This window comes from Rhodobacter sp. Har01 (genome assembly GCF_020564565.1).
Taxonomy (GTDB): domain Bacteria; phylum Pseudomonadota; class Alphaproteobacteria; order Rhodobacterales; family Rhodobacteraceae; genus Pseudogemmobacter.
Genome location: NZ_JAJCTD010000003.1, coordinates 440,789 through 460,857 on the forward strand (window position 1 = coordinate 440,789; position 20,069 = coordinate 460,857).

Annotated in this window: 11 protein-coding genes; 6 read left to right on the plus strand and 5 right to left on the minus strand. The window is 68.6% G+C overall.

Features of this window, described 5'->3' with window-relative positions; genetic code table 11:
• Position 1 precedes the first annotated feature (1 nt).
• From LHP98_RS10615 to LHP98_RS10635, 5 genes are all read right to left on the minus strand, one after another.
• Positions 2-8,338: a hypothetical protein gene (locus LHP98_RS10615; protein WP_227252508.1), complete on the minus strand. Its 8,337-nt coding sequence runs from the start codon at positions 8,336-8,338 to the stop codon at positions 2-4.
• A gap of 169 nt (positions 8,339-8,507) precedes the next feature.
• The gene (locus LHP98_RS10620; RefSeq protein WP_227252509.1) at positions 8,508-9,212 is read right to left on the minus strand and encodes a GntR family transcriptional regulator; all 705 of its coding nucleotides are present in this window, start codon (positions 9,210-9,212) and stop codon (positions 8,508-8,510) included.
• A gap of 3 nt (positions 9,213-9,215) precedes the next feature.
• Entirely contained in the window at positions 9,216-10,064 is an 849-nt protein-coding gene (locus LHP98_RS10625; RefSeq protein ID WP_227252510.1) for an ABC transporter permease, read from the minus strand.
• A complete protein-coding gene (locus LHP98_RS10630; RefSeq protein WP_227252511.1) occupies positions 10,061-10,876 on the minus strand; it encodes an ABC transporter ATP-binding protein in 816 nt (271 codons plus the stop codon). Before LHP98_RS10630 ends, LHP98_RS10625 begins: the two co-directional genes overlap by 4 nt.
• Complete coding sequence (locus tag LHP98_RS10635) at positions 10,876-11,937, minus strand: ABC transporter substrate-binding protein (protein ID WP_227252512.1); 1,062 nt, start codon at positions 11,935-11,937, stop codon at positions 10,876-10,878. Before LHP98_RS10635 ends, LHP98_RS10630 begins: the two co-directional genes overlap by 1 nt.
• Before the next feature lie 230 nt (positions 11,938-12,167).
• On the opposite strand from LHP98_RS10635, the gene LHP98_RS10640 reads away from it, so the two are divergent.
• The 6 genes from LHP98_RS10640 (at position 12,168) to LHP98_RS10665 (ending at position 19,676) form a co-directional block, all read left to right on the plus strand.
• Positions 12,168-12,866 carry a fumarylacetoacetate hydrolase family protein gene (locus LHP98_RS10640; protein WP_227252513.1) on the plus strand — a complete coding sequence of 233 codons (699 nt, stop codon included), beginning with the start codon at positions 12,168-12,170 and terminating at the stop codon, positions 12,864-12,866.
• Positions 12,863-13,477 carry an RraA family protein gene (locus LHP98_RS10645; protein ID WP_227252514.1) on the plus strand — a complete coding sequence of 205 codons (615 nt, stop codon included), beginning with the start codon at positions 12,863-12,865 and terminating at the stop codon, positions 13,475-13,477. Before LHP98_RS10640 ends, LHP98_RS10645 begins: the two co-directional genes overlap by 4 nt.
• Complete coding sequence (locus tag LHP98_RS10650; protein WP_227252515.1) at positions 13,474-14,340, plus strand: NAD(P)-dependent oxidoreductase; 867 nt, start codon at positions 13,474-13,476, stop codon at positions 14,338-14,340. The genes LHP98_RS10645 and LHP98_RS10650 overlap by 4 nt, the downstream gene beginning before the upstream one ends.
• On the plus strand, positions 14,340-15,170 hold the full coding sequence (locus LHP98_RS10655) for a sulfite exporter TauE/SafE family protein (protein WP_227252516.1): 831 nt from the start codon (positions 14,340-14,342) through the stop codon (positions 15,168-15,170). The genes LHP98_RS10650 and LHP98_RS10655 overlap by 1 nt, the downstream gene beginning before the upstream one ends.
• Before the next feature lie 234 nt (positions 15,171-15,404).
• A complete protein-coding gene (locus LHP98_RS10660; RefSeq protein WP_227252517.1) occupies positions 15,405-16,538 on the plus strand; it encodes an efflux RND transporter periplasmic adaptor subunit in 1,134 nt (377 codons plus the stop codon).
• A gap of 3 nt (positions 16,539-16,541) precedes the next feature.
• Positions 16,542-19,676, plus strand: coding sequence for an efflux RND transporter permease subunit (locus LHP98_RS10665; RefSeq protein WP_227252518.1), 3,135 nt, complete (start codon positions 16,542-16,544; stop codon positions 19,674-19,676).
• Positions 19,677-20,069: the final 393 nt, after the last annotated feature.

Here is a 20,069-nt window from a genome sequence, read left to right on the forward strand (position 1 = left end):
CCTAGAACCCCTCGTCCTCAATCATCGCCGGCAGCGCCGGAAGATGCCGCCGGCCGACAAGCGAACCGCCGCTTGTGGCCAGATGCAGGACCAGTTGACCACCCGCCGCCGGCGGTGCGACCGGCGCCGCGATGGTGAACAGCACCCGCGTCCAGTTCAGCGTCGTCACCGCAGGCAGCAGCACCGCACCGGTGCCGGCAATCTCCAAGCGGTCGGGTGCGCAACGAATGCCAATAATCGCCGATCCGCCCGACTGGATTGCCGTCTCGCGCCGAAGCGGCTCGGGCGCGTCCAGCAGCAAGCCTGCCACGCTCCAGACCCCGCCGTTGCCCCTTTGCCAGATCAGCGTGCTGCGCGGCACCTCGCCCGGCAGCGGCAGGGTGTCGGCTCCGATTGCGGCAAGTGCGGCACCCAAGGCCGCGTCCGACACGGTCGGCCCGCCCAGAGGTGCGACAGGCAGCGCACTGCCTTCCGGCATCAGCAGATCCCCGGCCCGGAACGGCGACACCCCGCTGGTCGGGAAGCCCAGGGCCGCCAGCATCGCTTCGGGACCGGTGTAGCGCGAGGTCACGAAGCGCGTGGCACTGATGGTGCGCGGGTCGCTGTCGTTGATCCGAGGGGCGATCAGGCTGAAATCGTACATCGCGTTCGGCACAAGCGGGAAGGTCCCGGCCAGCGAGGCGCCACCCCAGACCGGCAGGTCGGGCAGGCAGGGCGCCGCCAGTTGTGCTGTGGTGACGTTCTGAACGAAGGCGTTTTCCAGCACGAACGGGGCGGTGAACCAGTCGTAGATTCCCGTCAGCGGCTGCTTCACTTCGGCGCGGGACGCGTCGTCGGGTTGCGGCGGCGGGTCGGTCCGGCGCACGTCGAAGCCGATCTTGCGCCCGTGTGCTTTCAGCAGGTCTTGAAGGTGGCGCGTCGAGAAATGCGCCCAGAGCGGATCGTCGGTGAACACGAAGCTGCGCCCGTCGGCCGGATCGACCAGCGTGAGGTAGCGCACAAGGTCGGCCGGGTCGAAGCGGTATTCGTTCAGCCCGTCGCCGGTATCGTCCGCGGCCAGGTCCTCAAGTGCGGTGAGGAACTCGAACACCTGCGGATCGGCGACATCGGTCCATTCGCCCGAGGGCGGCGTCCCCGGCGGCGTATCGGTGCCGTCGCCGGCCGATTGCCAGTCCTGCCAGGACCAGTCCACCTCGATCCGGTAGCGGCGGCCAGGCACAAGCAGGATCGGCCGCTGTTCGGTGATCGGGGTCAGCGTCACGCCGATCAGCGTATCGCGCAGTTCGTCGCGCGCCGTCTGATCCTGCGCGCGACGGTCCTCGGCGCGGCTGTCCACGGCGCAGAACCCCACCAGCGTGACCTCGACATTCGGTCCGCTGACGATCTGGAAGCGATCCACGTCGCGCAGGATGGCGGGCTGGGCGTATTCCACCAGCAGGCAGCGTCTGCCGCCTTCGGCCTCGCGCGCCAGGATGGTTGGCGTCCAGGGCTGCTGACGGCCCGCGTCATCAAGTGTCACGACGAAGGGCAGCGCCAGGCCACCGTCGCCGGGCGTGCCGTCGGGCAACTGGTCACCCCCGCCCATGCTGTCGGGCCGCAGGCAGACCTCATGGAGCACGGCCTTGCCGTCACCGCCCACCACCGCAATGCTGCGGATGCCGGTCGCGGCAAGGTCGATGTCGTGGAAGCCGGGTTTCCTGGCGAGCGTCTCGCCTTTGGCGACCACCGCGCCGGTGCCGTCCTTGGCCTCGGCGATCACCGGGCTGTCGCCTGGAACCCGAAAGCGCAGGACGACGCGCGACGCCGGTTCGGAAAGCGAAATGCCAAAGCCATGCGCGGCAAAGCCCATTTCCGGAATGCCGTCCTGCCCGTCGGTCGGCGTGCCGTCCTGCTTGCGCTTCACCTCGTCGCGCGGATGCAGGGCGGCTTCGTCGCGCAGGTCGAAGAAGGTCGCACCCTCATGGCGGAAGGCCGAGGTCTTTTCCCGCAGGGGCGCGCGGGCGAAGTCGAAGCAGGCCGCTGCCGCCGGCGCCTTTTCGTTGCAGCAGATGCGGTAGAGCCAGCTTTCCGACCCGCCGCCTTGCAGATGCACTTCGGTCATCGGCACATCGGACCGCAGGCGGATCACCTGCTCGACGCGCTGTTCCGCTCCGGTCTGGCCATCGGCCACGCCATTCCCGTCGGCGGCGATGCCCTTGGCCTCGGCGATGCCCGAGAACAGCATGATGTAAAGACTGAGGTCACGGCAGGGCCGCGGCAGGACGATGCGCATCCCGTCGCTCGGGAAGCGGATTTCCATCTCGCCGTCCTGGCCCGGCACGACGGGGCCGCCGCTTTCGTCCACTGCGTCACCCACGCCCAGCGTGCGGTTGGGCGACAGTGCCGCAAAACGGAATCCCGCATGCTCGAACTCCGACTTGCCGTCGAAGCCGCGGGACAGGTCGCGGAAGGTCTCGCAGGCGCCGGCAGCCTTGAAGTCGCCGACGCAGCACAGGCGGACGATGTGGATCGCCTTCGCCCGCAGCGTGATCGTCACCAAGACGATGTCGGCGGGCGCATCCAGGGTTGCCACGATCAGGCTTGATGCCGGACCGTCGGCCTCGGTCTTGTGGGTGCCGCCCGCGGCGTCGGTGTATTCGAACCGGACGGCGCCGCGACCGGGCCGGAAGAAGGCGATCTCAAGCGATCGGCAGCGCTGCTTGAGACGCAGTTCCGCGCCGGGGGCGGCGACCGCGATGTCGGGCACACTGTCCGAACCTGATTGCGCACCGGCGGGGGGCAGCAGTTCCACCCGGTCGGTGACGACGATGGGCTGCGCCGCGGAAAGCCCCGTCAGCACGAAGGCATCGGTCGTCAGGCGGGTATAGTCGCCGTGCTTGAGGGATGCGAAGTCGAAGCAGGTCTTCTGCCCACCGGTTTCGCCGTCCCGGGCGGGCAGGCTGTCGCAAACCATCAGCGTCAGCCGCCCGCGCCGCACCGTCCGGTCAAGCCGGCCAAGCCAGGGCAGCGACTGCCGCGCCGCACCCGCGGCCCGCCCCGCCGGCAGGCGGTAGCCGCGCGATACGGCCTTTCCGCCCACGCTGACCGTCTGCGGCAGCGCCGCGATGCTGCCGGCATAGGTCGTCATGCCCGCCGCGGCGAGGGTCGAGACAAAAGCCAGGCCCGAGACCTCGGCCGCGGCCGTGCGCAGGCCCGGCACACCCGACAGGAAGAAGCGGCTGGGATAGGCGCCCGTCGCCGGCGGGGTCTGCCGCATCCGCACCGCGTGCGGCCCGGTCTCGACCGCGTCTTCGCCGTGGACGCAGGCGCGCGCCGGTTGCGGCAGCGGCTCGCACAGGTCGCCGACCGTGGTCCCCGGATCGCCCGCCGTTCCGGCCCCGCCCCCGGTCATCGGGACGGCCCAGCCGAACGGATCCCAATCCAGCAGCTTGAGGCTCTGCTTCTCTTCGCCCGAGGGCAGCGGCCCGCCGGTGCCGCTGGCATCCGGCTGCCGGGTGGGCGAGGTCATCCAGGCGGCCTGAAGCCTGGTGCCCGAGGGGTCGGCCACTTGCAGGCCCGTCGTGGTGTCGATCAGCCGCACCCCGCGCAGCCGATAGGCATACTTCAGCCGGTTCGAGCCGAACCACATCTCGCCGGACGGCTGACCCTCAAGGTCGAACTGCGCGCCGGCGGTGGATGCGACGTTGACCGAGTGACGGAAGTTCAGCACCGGCGCGGTGTCGGCCCAGACGGTGTGGTTGTCCTTCGGCGCGACGCCGGTATTCAGGATCGTGCCGTCAGTCTGCTCTTCCAGCCGGATGATCGGCGCGCCGGCCAGAGCGGTTCCGAGGGGCGCCGCTTCGCCCATCACGCGGAACAGCCGGTCGGTCAGGCTGACCGAGACCACCGGCGGATCTGGCTGGACCACATCCTCGCCCAGCGGGTTTCCGATCTCGAAGCTGACACAGCCTTTCAGCGAGAAGAACCACATGTCCACTTCACCGCAGAACTCGCCATCCAGGAACACGTCGTCGGGCTTGTAGGTCAGCGTGATGTCGCCGCGCGCAGAGACCGAGACGACGACAAGGTCAAGCTCGCCCGACACGAAAAGCCCGCCCTTCACGAAAAGCGGGTCAGTGCCGAAGCCGACGAGGATCGAGGCCGATGCGTTCAGCTTGATCGGCCCGGCCGACCAGTTGAGCCCCATCCCCGCGCCGAACCCGATCGAAAAGCCCTCGAAGCTGAACTCGGGCTTGCCGCCCAGCGAAGGCAGGCCGTCTGCCTCGATCATCAGATAGGCCCAGGCCTGCAGGTCCAGCGTGCCGGGCAGGATGGTGATGGTGATCGGTTCACCGCCGCGGCCGGCCTGGCCGTCCGAGCCGATGCGCACATAGGTGCCCACGCCCGAATAGGGGAAGTAGGCACCGAAGGGCACGGTCAGGCTCAGCAGGCCCGGGATGCTGTAGCTGGCCGATACCGCAATGGTCACCGCCTCGTCGTCGATGATCACCAGCCCGGTGATGCCGGCGGTTGTGCCGGTCTTGGCATCGGTCGGCGTGGTCTCCGGGATCGACAGGATCGCAACCTCGACGCCAAGGATCACCTCGGGGTCGGGGAAGGCCACGACAACCATGCCGGTGACCGAGAACGAGAACGAGGCATCCGGCAGGGTGCCAAGCACCACCCCAAGGCCCAGCGCGTGCTGGTCCTTCTTCGCCCGATACTTGTCCTCGGGGTTCTTGCGCCACCAGCCCAGTTCGCGCGTGACCACGTCGGGCGAAGGCGTGATGTCGCGTTCGCCGTTGATCGCGGTCTGGCCGATGAAGCCGTGGATCGCCATGCCGGTCGTGCCAAGCGGAATGCCGACCGGGAAGATGACCTTGACGTAGAGGCTGACGAAAGTGAACGGCTCGGGCAGCGTCTCGTTCTTCATCGCGAAGGCGGCCGAGGCGCTCATCTGCAACGGAATGACCTTGACGTCCACGCCCGCCTTGATCGTGCCATCCGGTTCGATCCGCAGCCGCCCCTCGCCTTCCAGCGTGCCTGGAATGTTCACCTTCGCGACGAGGCCGCGCAGGCTGAACGAGGGTAGGCCACCGCCGTCGAAGGTCAGCCGGAAGGTCGCCTCGGAAATCTCGACCACGCCGATGTCCAGCGCGATGGCAAGCCGCGCCTCGATCCAGAACGAGCCGGTCCCCAAGGCAACTTCGACCACGCGCAGAAGGTCGCCCAGCACGCCCGAGATCTGCCAGCGGCCCGGGTCCTCGATGGTCAGCGAGTCGGTCTTGTAGACAAAACCGATCTGTTCCCAGAAGTCCGCGCCGGAGCTGTCGAACTCGACCCCGACCTTGTTGTAGCGGATCTTGACCGGGTTGTCGGGGTCGGTCTTGAAGCCCAGCACTCCCCCGTCGATGTGCAGTTTGACGGTGTAGTCGGCGGTGAGGCTGATCTTGTAGGCCCCGCCCGGGTCTGACAGCGACCGTGCCTCGGCCTGCGCCTCGACCGCTATCACGGCGAACTCAGAACCCGGAGCGATCAGCGGGTCGGCATCATCGCCGAACTTGATGTTCGAGGCGATCATCACACCCGCAAGGGCGCCAACCCGTGCGGCCGAGCCGATGGTGTCGGTGCCGAAGTCCACGCCCGACAGCAGCATCGGTCCGAAGCCGGCGGCGGCAACCAGTGTCGGCGTCTCGTTCCAGAACAGCCCGCGCGGATCACCATCGGACTTGATGCCCAGCACGATGCGGGTAAAGCCGGTCAGCTCGTCATGAATCCACTTGCCGTAGATCGTCAGGACCTCCTGGCTGACATCGACCGGCTGGCCGCCCAGCGGCGGCAGCGCCGGGTCGTCCGGGCTCCAGGCATATTCGAACTCGGCAAGGTTCGGGACCAGTTCGGTCCAGGGCGCGTTCGGCTTGTCCCAGCCGACGACAATCTTGATGCGATAGGGCGTCTGCGGGCTGCGCGCCTCGGCCGGGACCGGGTCGCGCCCGGCGGCGGGAACCAGGCTGCGGCGATCTTCCGGCGGGGTGGCGCTGGCAATGGTGCGCACGACCGCCCCGGCGGCCGGCGTGCCGCCGATGGCGTGGACATCCACCCGGCGATACAGGACGCGGGTCTGCTCCGCGACATGCGCGGTGTCGCGGCTGGTCGGCCAGGTCGTCGGCTGGTCATGGTTCGGGTCGCTCAGGACCAGCCGCTCGGGGTTGTCCTCGGCATCGGTCAGGCCGTAGGTCGCGGTTTCATCCGGCGTCAGCACAACGCTGCCCGGAATGCCCTGTCTTTCAACCCACGAGACGATGCGCGTGCTGGCCAGAGCCGGGTCGGTCGAACCCGCGGCAGCGCTGGTCAGCAGCGAGACCACCTTGCCGGCCCGCTCGGCCGCAAGGCCGTCGTTGTAGCTGTCCGAGCCGATGTCGTCGCAGCGGCCGACCACAAGAAACCGCGCGCCCGGGTAATTCGCGGCCCAGGCCAGAAGATCGCGGTGCACCGTCGCCTCGCCGCCACTGCCCAGCGCCTGCGCGGGCTTGCGGAACTCGGCCCGCATCGCGGCGGTGGGGCTGGCGAAGGCCGGCTGCCAGCCTTCGACGCTGTCGGTATCGTAGGTCATGAACACGCGAAGGTTTCGGTCGTGCTCATCCGTCCCGGCCGCGCCGCCGACCAGGAACCGCAGATGCGCCAGCCCGTCATCCGGCACGGACACCTGCGCCACGTCGGCCGGGTCAAGCGTCGCCTGTTCCGAGATCGCCCGCATCGCGGCCGATGCATGAAACTCGGACAGATCGAAGGTCTCGATCACCTCGGACGGCACCAGGACCACAGCGGGGGAAGCGCCCAGCACCACGCCATCTTCGCCGCCGATCAGCAGCGGCTTGCTGTCGTCGGCGCGCGCCAGAAGGTGGGCAATGCGGTCTTCGCCCGAGGCCGGGATTTCGCGCAGGCGGATCGCGACATCGCCCGCGGTCCCGGCCAGCGCGGGCTGGAAGGTCATTCCCTCATGCTCGGCCCCGGTCGCGGCCACCGTCCAGATGAAGCGAGAGGTGCCGGGCGCGGTGGACCGCGCCGTCAGCGTCAGCGCCGCGATCTCGGCGGCCGGCCCTTCGATCTTGGTCACGTTCGACCGGGTCGTACCGCCGATAATGACGTCGATGAAGGGCGCGGTGCCTTCCGCGACAAAGCGAAAGGTCACTTCGGGATGCTCGATGCGGGGCTGGCCGGCGACCGCTTCGATGGGGGTCACCCGCAGCACTTGCCCATGGCGGACCGTGCCACGTGCGCTGTCGCCCTCAGAGATGCTGCCGTCGGGCCAGCGCCAGGCGGCAGTCCAATCCTCTGGAACGCCGCCCTCGGGCGGGGCGGTCGCCCCCAGCCCGGCCGTCATGCCGACGCTCTCGTCCTGCGCGGCCGTGATCGGCACCGTTCGTGTGCGCGGCCCGCCCGATGCCGTTTCCGAGCCGATCAGGGCATCTGTCGCCGCGCCATCCTGACGGAACACGAACGCCGCCGCGTCGATCCCGGTTCGGCCGAACTGGACCTCGACTTCGCCCTGCAGGCCCAGCGGGCTGCCGAGCAGGAAATTGCGGATGCCCATCGACAGGTTCGACCCGCCTGCGCCGGCGGGCGGGAAATAGACCGTGGCCTCGGACACCACCAGTCCCATCCACGACGCCGGCTGGTTGCGTTCCAGCACGATGGGCGGCGAATAGTCTTCGGAAAAATCGAAGGTCAGGGTGGTGACCGTCATCCCGATCTCGGAGGTACCGAAGTAGAAGTGCGGCGGCGTGAAGTTCAGCCGCGAAACACCGCCGCTGACCGACCGGGGGTCGAACGGGTCTGGCCGGTCGATCAGCTTGACCTGCACCGGCTGACCGGCGGCCGTCTTCTCGAAGCGCACGGTCGCCGCGCCGGTGATCTTCACCTCTTTGGCGGGGCGGATGCGGATCAGCCGCCGGGGGACGTCGCCCTGCTCTTTCTGGAACTGCGCGCCCTCCAGCACGTCAAGCGTCAGGCTAAGGTCGTCGATCAGTAGATCAAGCTGCCAGCGGTCGGCGGCGGGTTCGAGGTTGCCACCGATGGCCGCGCGCTCCATCGACAACTGGACCGGCAGCCCGCCGGTCACCGCCGGAATCGTCAGCCGCCCGAAGCCGAGGTCGATCTCGTCGATGTCGCTGCCGACGCTGGCCGAAAGGCTTTGCAGCCTTCCCGAATGGATGATGGCGCCCGGCGCTGTGCGGCTTGTCAGGTCAACAATCGCAAACCGTTCGAGGAAGTCCTGGAACAGCGACGGCAGGGCATCAGTGACCCGGTCGGTGACCTCGAACAATGTTACGAACGGAAGGCCGGCGATGCGAGCCATTGGCCACCTCAATGCACCGGAGGAACCAGACGGACGAGAAGAAAGAAATTGGGTATACGACCGAGGGTAAACCTATAACCACGATTCTTCAATCATGACGGGTAGCCGTGCATGAGCACTGGCCGGAACCCGCCGATCAGGGCCGTGCGATCAGGGGCGTAGTCGGGCGTCAGCCCGGTTTCCCGCTGACGACGTCCCTCAGTCCCTCCAGTGTTGTGGTGTAGTGATCGGCCAGCAGGCGGCAAGCGTGCTCGGCATCCCGTTCGATTGCAGCGTTCAGCAAGGCCTCGTGTTCGGCGGCAGCCCCTTCGCGGCGCAACAGGCTGGGGTGGACGTTCATCGACAGGCTGCGGTAGCGCACCGCCTGATCCATCATCGTAGAACAGAACCCCAGCAGCCAGCCCGACCCACAGCGGTCCAGAAGCAGCAAGTGGAATTCCTTGTGCCGCAACTCCCACTCTTCGGACAGTTCGCGCCCGGCTTCAGGCGGCATCCGGCGGTGGGTGCGGGCCAGGCGGTGATAAGACAGGACCAGCTGTTCCTCCCATTCCTCGTCGCCGCGCCGGATCGACTCGCGCAAGGCCAGCGTTTCCAGCCAGATGCGGGTCTTGACCAGCTCTTCCAGCGACTCCATCGAGATCTCTGCGACGAAGAAACCGCGCTGGCTCTTGCGGACGACCAGACCCTCCGACGACAGCCGGTTCAGCGCCTCGCGGACCGGTGCGATGCCGATACCGTAGCGTTCGGAAATGGTCTCGATCTGCAGCTTGTCGCCGGGAAACAGCTCGCCGTTCAGGATGTCGCGGCGGATGCGCGCATGCGCCTGCTCGGACAGGTTCTTCGTGTCGCTCAGCGCCTTGTCTGACGCATTCATGCCCTAACCCACTCCACCCGGCCGGTCGGCCTTGTTCCAGAATACCAGACGTTTCTGCAACCATGCCACGGCAAAGAAAAGGGCAAGGCCCAGCAGGCTGAGATACAGGATCAGCGCGAACACGCGCGGGGTGTCCATCGTGCTGGCCGATTGCCGGATCAGCGCGCCGAAGCCTTGCCCGCCACCCAGGAATTCGCCGGTGATGGCGCCGGCCATGACGCCGACGGCGGCGATCTTCAGCCCGGTGAAGATGTGCGGCAGCCCGGTCGGCAGCTTCAGCCGGAACAGCGTCTGCAACCGGCTGGCGCCGATGGACTTGAACAGCATCCGTTCGTTTTCCGACGCGGCATACAGCCCGGCGGCGGTGGACACGATGATCGGGAAGGTGGCGATGAAGGCCGCCAGCGCCACCTTGGACGCGATGTCGAACCCCAGCCAGGCAATGAACAAGGGCGCGAAGGCCACCTTCGGCATGGTGTCGATGGCAACCAGATAGGGCATCACGGCGCGCTCGCCGAACTTGGTCTCACCCACCAGGACGCCCAGCGAAAACCCGATGGCCGTGGCAATCAGAAAGGCCCAGAACACCGTGCGCGTGGTGGTCCACAGTGCCTCGAGCATGTAGCCGCCGCTGGCCAGGTTCTGGCCCACGAAGATCAGGTCGGCCAGGGTCTCGGCCGGGCTGGGCAGGATGATGGGGGACACCCAGGCCATGCGGGCGGTGGCCAGGTCCCAGATCGCGATGACCACGGCCGCCAGCGCCAGCATCGCCACCCAGCGCGGGATGCGGTCGATCAGGGCGACAGGTTCGACCCAGACGGTATCGGCGTTCGGATCAGGGGTTGCAGTCACTGAAAGGCCTCCTTGCCCAGAAGGTCACGGATATGGGCGACGATCTCGCCGAAGCGGGGGGTGTTGATCATCTCCAGCGTGCGCGGGCGCGGCAGGTCGATCACGATCTCTTCGACGATGCGGCCTGGGCGCGGCTTCATCACCAGGATGCGGTCGGACAGGATCACCGCCTCGGCCAGCGAATGGGTCACCAGAAACGCCGTCGCCCGCTGCTCGGCGCAGATGCGTTGCAACTCCATGTTCATGAAATCGCGGGTCAGTTCGTCCAGGGCGCTGAACGGCTCGTCCAGCAGCAGGACGGCGGGGTTGGAAATCAGCATCCGGCAGATCGAGGCGCGCTGCGCCATGCCGCCGGACAGTTCCGCCGGATAGACATGGGCGAAATCGCCCAGGCCCACCAGCCGCAGCAACTCGTTCGCGCGCGGAATGGCGGCCCGGGCGGCAGCGCGGCCCTGCCGGATTTCGATCGGCAGGATGATGTTCTGCAGCGTGGTCTTCCACGGCAGCAGCGTGGCCTGCTGGAACATCATCCCGATGTCGTCGCGCGGGCCGGTCACCGGTTTGCCTTCCAGCACGACCCGGCCCGTGGTGGGCGGCAAGAGCCCCGACATGATCTTCAACAGCGTCGACTTCCCGCACCCGGATGATCCGACGACCGACACGAATTCACCCTTGTGCAGGGTCAGGTGAACGTCGGTCAGCGCGGTCAGGCGGTTGCGGGCATAGGTCTTCGACAGCCGTTCGATCTGATAGACCGGCCGCGCGGCGGCAGCCGGGCCGGCGGTCAGGGGACGGGGCTCCGCCATCGTCATCAGGCGTTCCAGCCCGCCACGAACTCGTTCGTGTAGACCGCCGCCAGATCGGGCAGCGGCGCCTCAAGCGCGCCCGAGGCGACGGCGCTGTCGTGAATCGCCTGCCAATGTTCGGGCGGCTGGAAGCCATAGCCCTGGGCCACGAAGGCATCGGTCGGGGTCATCCGGTTGACCACGCCGTCATACAGCGACGGCGCATAGTCCTGCTCGCCTTCCTGCGGGTTGCCGGCGGCGCAATGGGCAAGCGCCTTGTCCTTGTTCGCCGGATCGGCGGCAAAGCGGGTGCCGCGCACCAGCGCCCGGCCGAACTTGGGCGCCAGATCGGGCGTCGCGGCCATCTGGCTTTCCAGCATCGCGATGCCGTTGCCGAAGAAACCCAGATAGGCCTCGGGCGTGATCTCGCGCAGCGTCAGCCCGCGCGACGCCAGGATCGCCGCATCCGACACCGCCCCCGCGTAAGACCCGACATCGTCGCGCAGGAAGGCCACCGCCGCGGTGCCGCCGTCTCCCACCGGCAGGAAGGTATAGTCGGTGCCGTCCGTCATCCCCAGATCGGTCATGATCGCCTTGGTAAAGGACACCTCGGCGCCATCCGCCGTGCCGACACCGATCACCGTGCCCTTCAGGTCGGCCGGCGTCTGGGCCGGGCTGTCGGCCTTGACCAGAATGCCGAAGACCGACTTCGGATACAGGTTGTAGAGAAACTTCACGTCCACCCCGCGCGACCGCGCCCCCAGCGTCGGCCCCGGCCCCGGAGCGCCGATCTGCGCCTGCCCCGCCGACATGGCCTGCAGCACGGCGGACGAGCCGTCGATCGCCTCAAGCCGCATCTCAAGGCCCTCTTCGGCAAAGTAGCCTTCGCCCACCGCCACCCAGTAGGGCAGCCAGGTCAGCGCCGAGGGGTTGGGCACCGCAAAGGTCACCGCCGTCTGCGCCCGCAGGATGGACGGCGCGCCAAGCGCAAGGCTGGCCGCCCCGCCCGCGGCCAAAAGGCCAAAGTGCCGGCGGCTCAGGCTGGTCCGGCCCGGTCTGGTCCGGCTCGGTCTGGTCGAAGTCGTCATGCTGGTCTCTCCTCCCGTTTTTGGTGGACTCCCTGCCCGTCTGGCGGGGCCTGGGCGATCCTGGCAGCAGGTTATACGATTCGCCGCAGGAATCAAAAAAATATACAAAATCGGAAAACACGCCCTATCGTATCTTGATCTGCGGTCAGAAGCCGGAAATCCTGCCGCCACCCCGACTCGGACTGCGGCAGCCCATGCCCGCAGGCCGCCGCTGAACACAGGAGTATGCGATGCCGGCCTTTGCCTTCCCCCCCGCGGCGCAAGCCCATCTGGACATTGTCGGCACGGATGAGAAATTCCCGGTCCGCCGCATCTACTGCATCGGCAAGAACTACGTGGCCCACATCATCGAGATGAACGCCGATCAGCGCGACCCGCCGGTGATCTTCATGAAGCCCAACGATGCCATCGTGCGGAACGGCGGCGAGATCCCCTATCCGGTGTTCACCACCAACTTCCATTACGAATGCGAACTGGTGGTGGCGCTCAAGTCCGGCGGCTACAACATCCCGCAATCCGAAGCCTCGTCGCACATCTTCGGTTACGCCGTCGGGCTGGACATGACCCGCCGCGACCATCAGGCCGCCGCCCTTGCCAAGGGCCTGCCGTGGGAGGTGACCAAGGGCTTTGACCACTCTGCCCCCGTCGGCCCGATCACCCGGGTCGAGGATTGCGGAATCCTCAAGACCGGGCATGTGCGGTTCTCGGTGAACGGGCAGGTCAGGCAGGATGCCGACATCTCGCTGATGATCTGGAAGATCGACGAGATCATCGCCAAGCTGTCGGAACAGCACCGGCTTTGCCCGGGCGACATCATCATGACCGGCACGCCCGCCGGCGTGGGCGCGGTGGTCACCGGCGACGTGCTGGATTGCCAGGTCGACGGGTTGCAGCCGATGCAGGTCCGCATCGGGGCCAAGGCCGCGTGACCGCGACCGACCTTCTGCCGCTTGGCACGGCCACCCTGGCCGAGGCCTGGCCGGCCACCCGGATCGTCGACGCGCCGCTGCGGCCGCTGGCGCCCGGCATGGCGCTGGCCGGCCCCGCGCTGACCCTGCGCTGCCGCCCCGGCGACAATCTGGCGCTGCACCTGGCCATCGCGGCAGCGCGGCCGGGCCAGGTGCTGGTGGCCGATTATGGCGGCAGCCTCGACAGCGGCCCATTCGGAGAAATCATGGCCCTGGCCTGCCAGATGCGGGGCATCGCCGGGCTGGTGATCGACGGCGCGGTGCGCGACGGCGCACAGATCGCCGCGCTGGGGTTCCCGGTCTTTGCCCGCGGCGTGAACATCCGCGGCACCGTCAAGCATGACCGCGGGCAGATCGGCGGCCCGGTCACCTTGGGCGGCGTGGTCATTGCCACGGGCGACATCATGCTTGCCGATGCCGATGCCATCGTATCCCTTGCCGCGGCTGACCTGCCCGCCGCCCTTGCCGCCGCCACGGCGCGGGCGGCACGGGAAGCCGCGATGATGCATCGTTTGCGGCAAGGCGAGACCACGCTCGACATCCTTGGCCTGGGACAGGAGTCAGGAACATGACGCAAGACATCGGCATCGCCGGCACCGGCCGGATGGGCACCGCCTTCGCCCGCCGCCTGATCGAGACCGGCCACGTCGTCCGCGTCTGGAACCGCAGCCCTTTCCGGCTGGCGGCGGCGGTCGAAGCCGGGGCGGTGGCAACCGATATGGCCGGGCTTGCGGCCTGCCCCACGATCCTGCTGTCGCTGACCGATGCCGCCGCCTCGGGCGCGGTGCTGGACCAACTGGCCGCCGCCGGAATTGCCGGGCGGCTGGTGGTCGAGATGACCACCCTTCTGCCGGCCGAGGCCGACGCGCTGGCCGCGCGCGCCGCGGCGGCGGGGGCGGAATTCCTGCACTGCCCGGTGGGCGGCACGGTGGCCCCGGCGCTGAAGGGGCAGCTCCTCGGCCTGGCCGGCGGCGATGCGGCGGCCTTCGACCGCGCGCTGCCGGTGCTGAACCATCTCTGCCGCCGGGTTGCGCATCTGGGCTCGGCCGGGGCGGCGGCGCGGATGAAACTGGCGATCAACCTGCCGCTGGCGACCTATTGGCAGACGCTGGGCGAAAGCCTGGCGCTGTTGCGCGGGGCCGGCGTGCCGCATGATCTGGCCGTCAGCCTGATCGCCGACAGCTCCGCCGGACCGACCGTGCTGAAGACCCGCGCGCAGGTGGTGGTCGACACGCTGAACGGCACCGATCAGCCGGGTACCTTCGACATCGCCGGGCTGATGAAAGACCTCAGGCTGGCCCTGACGCTGGCCGAAGCCGAAGGTGCGCAGCTGACGCTTGCCCGCGCCGCCGCCCCCCGGCTGCAGGCCGCGCTGGACGCCGGCCTTGGCCGGTTCGATGGCGCCAGCCTGACCCGCCTGACCGCCACTGGCTGATGAGCCTTCTCGACCCCGCCACCCTGCTGCCGCTGATCGCAGCGCTGACCCTTGCCGGCGCGCTGATCGGCTTTCTCGCCGGCCTTTTCGGCATTGGCGGCGGGGCCATCTCGGTTCCGGTGTTCTATCAGGTGTTCCAGACCCTTGGCCACGCGCCCGACGTGGCGATGCCGCTGGCGGTGGGCACCTCGCTGGCGGTCATCATCCCGACCTCGATCCAGTCCTCGCGCGGGCACTTCAAGCGCGGGACGGTCGACATGGGCCTGCTGCGGCTCTGGGCCCTTCCGGTGCTGGCGGGGGTGGCCCTTGGCTCTGCCGTCGCCCGCTTTGCGCCACCCCAGGTCTTCCAGATCGTCTTCGTCGTGGTGGCCGCCATCAACGCCGCCAAGCTGCTGTCCGGCGGGTCAGGCTGGCGGCTGCGCGACAGCCTGCCGGGCAAGACCGCGCTGCGGGCCTATGGCGCCGGCGTCGGGCTGGTGTCGGCGCTGATGGGCATCGGCGGCGGGGCGGTGTCGAACCTGATCCTGACGCTGCACAACGTGCCGATCCACCGCGCCGTGTCGACCTCGGCCGGGGTCGGCGTGCTGATCGCCGTGCCCGGAACGCTGGGCTACATGATCGCCGGTCTTGGGCGGCCCGACCTGCCGCCCGACGCGATCGGCTTCGTGTCAGTCGCAACCTTCCTGTTGACCATCCCGACCTCGATCCTGACCACGCGCTTTGGCGTTGCCCTGGCGCACCGGCTATCCCGCAAACACCTTGAAACCGCCTTTGGCCTTTTCCTGCTGGCGGTCTGCCTGCGGTTCCTGTGGGCAATCCTCGCAGCCTGAGGCGCCCCCGCCCCCGGATCCGACGTGACGGCTCGGTGGTCGGCATGGTCTTTGCAGGCCGCGCTGGAGTATCGAAGCTCTGTTCAACAGTCGGAGAGACCGCTTCCCCTTTGTCCTGCCTGGCCTAACATGCAAAGTGGTAACCTGTGTGCCTGACGCGTTCCGGTACTTTCTCTGGCAACAGGCGCACGGCCGGACAGGTCTCGGCGGGAAATGAGAGGGCAGGCAATCCGGATGAGGCTCATTCCCCAGATTCTGGTGATCGCGCTTGTCGGCGCGGCGGCCATCCCGCTTTCGGCCCGGTTCGTGCCGGGAACACGGCCCTGGCTTGACCGGATCGGCCTTCTGCAACCGTTGGCCTCGTTGGGCGTCGTTCCCGCCAAGGCAGCGGCAGGACCAGACGGCCAGGCCAAGGGCGGCGGCCCGGGGGCGATGGTGGTTGCGGGCGAGGTCCGCCACCAGGTTCTGCGCGACGTGGTGGCCGCCATCGGATCGGCCCGAGGGGTGCAGTCGGTTGATCTGTCGTTCGGGGTCACCGGGCGGCTGACGGCCCTGACGGTGGCGCCGGGCCAGCGGGTCGCGGCGGGCGACGTGATCGCCGAACTGGATGCCGAGGCGGCGCTTTTGATGGTCGAGCGCGCCCGGCTGGTGCTGGAAGACGCGCAAAAGACGCTGGACCGGCTGGACCAGCTGGCGCAGTCGGGTGCCACGACCAGCCTGCAGCGGCAGGATGCGGAACTGGCGCTGCGGACGGCAGACCTGGCGCTGCAATCGGCCGAGCGCGACCTGACCGACCATCGGCTGACCGCGCCCATCGCCGGCTACGTCGGGTTGATCGAGCCGCAGACCGGCGATCTGGTCACGCCGACCACCACGATCACCCGGATCGAGGACCGCTCAAGCCTGATCGTCGATTTCCGGGTGCCCGAGCGGGTGGCAGCCAGGGTGGCGCCGGGCGACATGGTGGCGGCCGCGCCGATCTCGACCCCCGGGCAGGCCATCGAGGGCCGCATCGTCGCAGTGGACAACCGGGTGGACGAGACCAGCCGCACCCTGCGCGTGCAGGCCACCATCGGCAATGCCGACGACAGCCTGCGCGCGGGCATGGCGTTCCGGATCGAGCTGGCCTTCACCGGGGCGGAGTATCCCGCGGTCGACCCGCTGGCGATCCAGTGGGGGGCCGAGGGGGCCTTTGTCTGGATCGTGCGGCAGGGCAAGGCGGTGCGGCTGCCGATCCGCATCCTGCAGCGCAATGCCGATGCGGTGCTGGTCGAGGCAGCGCTTGAGGCGGGCGATCTGGTGGTGACCGAAGGGGTCCAGGCGCTGCGCCCGGGCGCCGAAGTCTCTGTCGCGCCGCCGCGGAGCTGAGCGATGCGGCCGCAACCCGACACGCCCGAAGTCTCCGCCCCGGTTCAGGGCGGGCACGGCACCGCGCTGTTCGTGCGGCGGCCGATCCTGGCCTTTGTGCTGAACGCGCTGATCGTGATCGCCGGGCTGGCCGGCCTGATGGGCGCCGATGTGCGCGAACTGCCCGATGTGGACCGGCCGGTGGTTTCGGTCTCGACCGCCTATCCCGGGGCGGCGCCTGAAACCATCGACCGCGAGGTGACGGCGGTCATCGAAGGGGCCGCCAGCCGCATCGCCGGGGTGAAGACGATTTCCTCGTCTTCGCGGTTCGGGTCCAGCCGGGTGACGGTCGAGTTTCGCGACGATGTCGATCTGGACGTGGCCGCAACCGATCTGCGCGACGCCGTGGCCCGGGTGACCAACAGCCTGCCAGATGAGGCGGAAGACCCCCGCGTGGTGAAGTCGGACGCCGACAGTGATGCGATCCTGCGGATCGCCGTCACCTCGGCCCGCCGCAGTGCGGATGAGTTGACGACGCTGGTGCATGATCTGGCGGAAACGCGGCTGCTGGCGGCGCCCGGGGTGGCCGACCTGCAGATCTTTGGCGACCGCGACCTTGCCTTCCGGGTGGATGTCGACCTGATGCAACTGGCAGCGCGGGGGCTGACGCTGGCGAACCTGCGCGCCGTCCTGGGCGACGCGGCCTTTGACGCGCCAGCGGGGGCGCTGAGTTCGGACCGGCAAAGCCTGATGGTGCGCACCACCGCCGCGATCCGCACCGCGCCGCAGATCGAGGCGCTGACCATTGCCGGCGACGTGCGGCTGGGCGACGTGGCGCAGGTCACGCTGGGGCCAGAGCCCGGCGCATCTGTTCTGCGGGCCAATGGCGAGACGGGAATTGGCCTGGGCATCATCCGGCAGGCCAACGGCAATTCGCTGGCAATCTCGCAGGCGGTGCGGCAGGTGGTGGCCGACCTGCAACCGCTGCTGCCGCCCGATGTGCGGATGTTCGTCACCTCGGACAGCGCCGATTTCATCGAAGGCGCGATCCACGAGGTCGAAGTGGCGCTGGTGCTGTCGGTGCTGGTGGTGACGGCGGTGATCTACCTGTTCCTGCGCGATGCGCGGGCGACGCTGATCCCGGTCATTGCCATTCCGGTGGCGCTGGTGGGCACGCTGGCGGCGATCTGGCTGGTCGGCTTTTCCATCAACATCCTGACGCTGCTGGCGCTGGTGCTGGCGACCGGGATCGTGGTCGACGATGCCATCGTGGTCCTGGAAAACATCGTCCGCCGCCGGTCGGAAGGGATGGGCGCACGGGCGGCGGCGGTGCTGGGGACCGAGCAGGTGTTCTTTGCCGTGCTGGCGACCACCACCACCCTGGCTGCGGTGTTCATCCCGCTGTCCTTCCTGCCCGGCCAGACCGGCGGGCTGTTCCGCGAGTTCGGCTTTACCCTGGCCATCGCGGTGCTGCTGTCGTCGATCACCGCGCTGACGCTGTGCCCGGTGCTGGCCGCGCGGATGCTGCGCCCGCATGAGGACCGGCGGGGCATCGTCAGCAAGGCCGGCGAGGCGCTGGCCCGCGTCTATGCCGCCACCCTGCGGTTGTGCCTCAATGCGCCCTTGGTGTCGGTCGCGGGGGCGGTGCTGTTCGCGGCCTTGGCGGTGGCCAGTGCCGCGTCGCTGCGCCAGGAACTGACCCCGGCCGAGGATCGGGCGGTGATCCTGCTGTCGGTGCAGGCGCCGCAGGGGGTGTCGCTGGATTACACCGACGGCAAGATGCGCGAGATCGAGGCGCTGGTCGAACCGCTGCGCGAAAGCGGCGAGGTGAAAAGTGTTTTCGCCATTGCCGGCATGGGCGGGCAGGACAGCCGCGGCTTTGTCGTTGTCACGCTGGCCGACTGGGCTGCGCGCAGCCGCAGCCAGCAGGACATCGCGGCCGAGCTGACCGGCGCCCTGCGTGGGGTGATTGGCGTGCGGACCTTTGCCATCCAGCCGAATTCGCTGGGCATCCGCGGGGCGGGGCAGGGGCTGTCGTTCGCGCTGGTGGGCGATGATTATGCCACTCTGGCCACGGCGGCGCGCGCGCTGGTTGCCCGGATGGAAGAGAACCCAGGCTTTGGCCAGGTGCGGCTGGGCTATGACACCACCCAGCCGCAGCTGTTCGTCGAGATCGACCGGACCCGCGCGGAAGACCTGGGCGTGCAGATCGACGGTCTGGGCGAGGCCTTGCAGGCGGTGCTGGACGGGCGCACCGTGGGCACGCTGTTCCTGGATGACGACAGTTTCGACATCCGGCTGGTGTCGACCTCGGACCCGGTGAATGACCCGGGCGATCTGGAACGCATCTTCGTGCCGTCGCGCGACGGGCGGATGGTGCCGATCTCGACCTTCGTGACGCTGACGGAACGCGCGGTGGCGCCGGAACTGGGGCGCGAGGCGCAGATGCGGTCGGTGCCGATCACCGCCGGGCTCACGCCCGAGCTGGCGCTGGGCGCGGCGCTGGCCGAGGTGCAGGCGCTGTCGGGCGATCTGTTGGGCGCCGACATGCGCATCGTGCCCTTGGCCGAGGCGGCGACGCTGGGCGAGACCTCGTCGGGGATGCTGGTGACCTTCGGCATCGCGCTGGCGGTGGTGTTCCTGGTGCTGGCGGCGCAGTTCGAAAGCTTCGTCTCGGCGGTGATCGTGATGGCGACGGTGCCGCTGGGGCTGGCCTGCGCGGTGTTCGCGTTGCTGCTGACGGGGGGCAGCCTGAACGTCTACTCGCAGATCGGGCTGGTTCTCCTGGTGGGCATCATGGCCAAGAACGGTATCCTGATCGTGGAATTCGCCGATCAGTTGCGCGAACGCGGGGCCACGGTGCGGCAAGCGATCGAACAGGCGGCGACGGTCCGGCTGCGGCCGGTGATGATGACCATGGTCGCTACCGTGCTGGGCGGGCTGCCCCTGGTGCTGGCGCAGGGCGCCGGGGCCGAGGCGCGCGAGGTGCTGGGCTGGATCATCGTCGGCGGTCTGGGCCTGGCGACGCTGGCGACGCTCTATGTCACGCCCGTCGCCTATCTGCTGCTGGCCGGGTTCGCGCGGTCGCGCGCCGCGGAAACCGAACTTCTGGCGGTCGAACTGCAGACCGCCAACCGAGGCGCCAACGCGGTGGGATAGAACGCCCGTCGGAGATGCCCAAGGGCCGGACGTGCTGCGCATGCTTTGGCGCGGAGACGCCGGGCAAGTGCTCTTCGCCTTTCGGCCCAACCAGATCCTGCCAGCTGCCGTCCAGGGCAATGCACTGCAGTCAACGGGCCGGGACAACAGGCTCTGCGGCCCAAAGCTCTGCCAGCAGGGCGCTGGCATCCTGCAACAGCCGTGTCTGGTCTTCCTGGGGATAGACCGCTGCCAACGTCCGGGCGGTACCCGCAGCCGAGGCCGCCCGAGAAAGCAGCGTCCAGATCGTCTGGGCGACCGGGCTCAGATGCCACAGCATCGCCTCGCCCGGTCGCCACAGAAAGACCGCGGCCCCGACACGGCGGACGGCGCCGCCGGGGCCGCGCCTGAAAC

Bases quoted from the DNA above. Each gene is read 5' to 3' on its own strand.
- LHP98_RS10615 (WP_227252508.1), bottom strand. From the start codon at position 8,338: ATGGCTCGCATCGCCGGCCTTCCGTTCGTAACATTGTTCGAGGTCACC.
- LHP98_RS10620 (WP_227252509.1), bottom strand. From the start codon at position 9,212: ATGAATGCGTCAGACAAGGCGCTGAGCGACACGAAGAACCTGTCCGAG.
- LHP98_RS10630 (WP_227252511.1), bottom strand. From the start codon at position 10,876: ATGACGATGGCGGAGCCCCGTCCCCTGACCGCCGGCCCGGCTGCCGCC.
- LHP98_RS10635 (WP_227252512.1), bottom strand. From the start codon at position 11,937: ATGACGACTTCGACCAGACCGAGCCGGACCAGACCGGGCCGGACCAGC.
- LHP98_RS10640 (WP_227252513.1), top strand. From the start codon at position 12,168: ATGCCGGCCTTTGCCTTCCCCCCCGCGGCGCAAGCCCATCTGGACATT.
- LHP98_RS10650 (WP_227252515.1), top strand. From the start codon at position 13,474: ATGACGCAAGACATCGGCATCGCCGGCACCGGCCGGATGGGCACCGCC.
- LHP98_RS10655 (WP_227252516.1), top strand. From the start codon at position 14,340: ATGAGCCTTCTCGACCCCGCCACCCTGCTGCCGCTGATCGCAGCGCTG.
- LHP98_RS10660 (WP_227252517.1), top strand. From the start codon at position 15,405: ATGAGGCTCATTCCCCAGATTCTGGTGATCGCGCTTGTCGGCGCGGCG.
- LHP98_RS10665 (WP_227252518.1), top strand. From the start codon at position 16,542: ATGCGGCCGCAACCCGACACGCCCGAAGTCTCCGCCCCGGTTCAGGGC.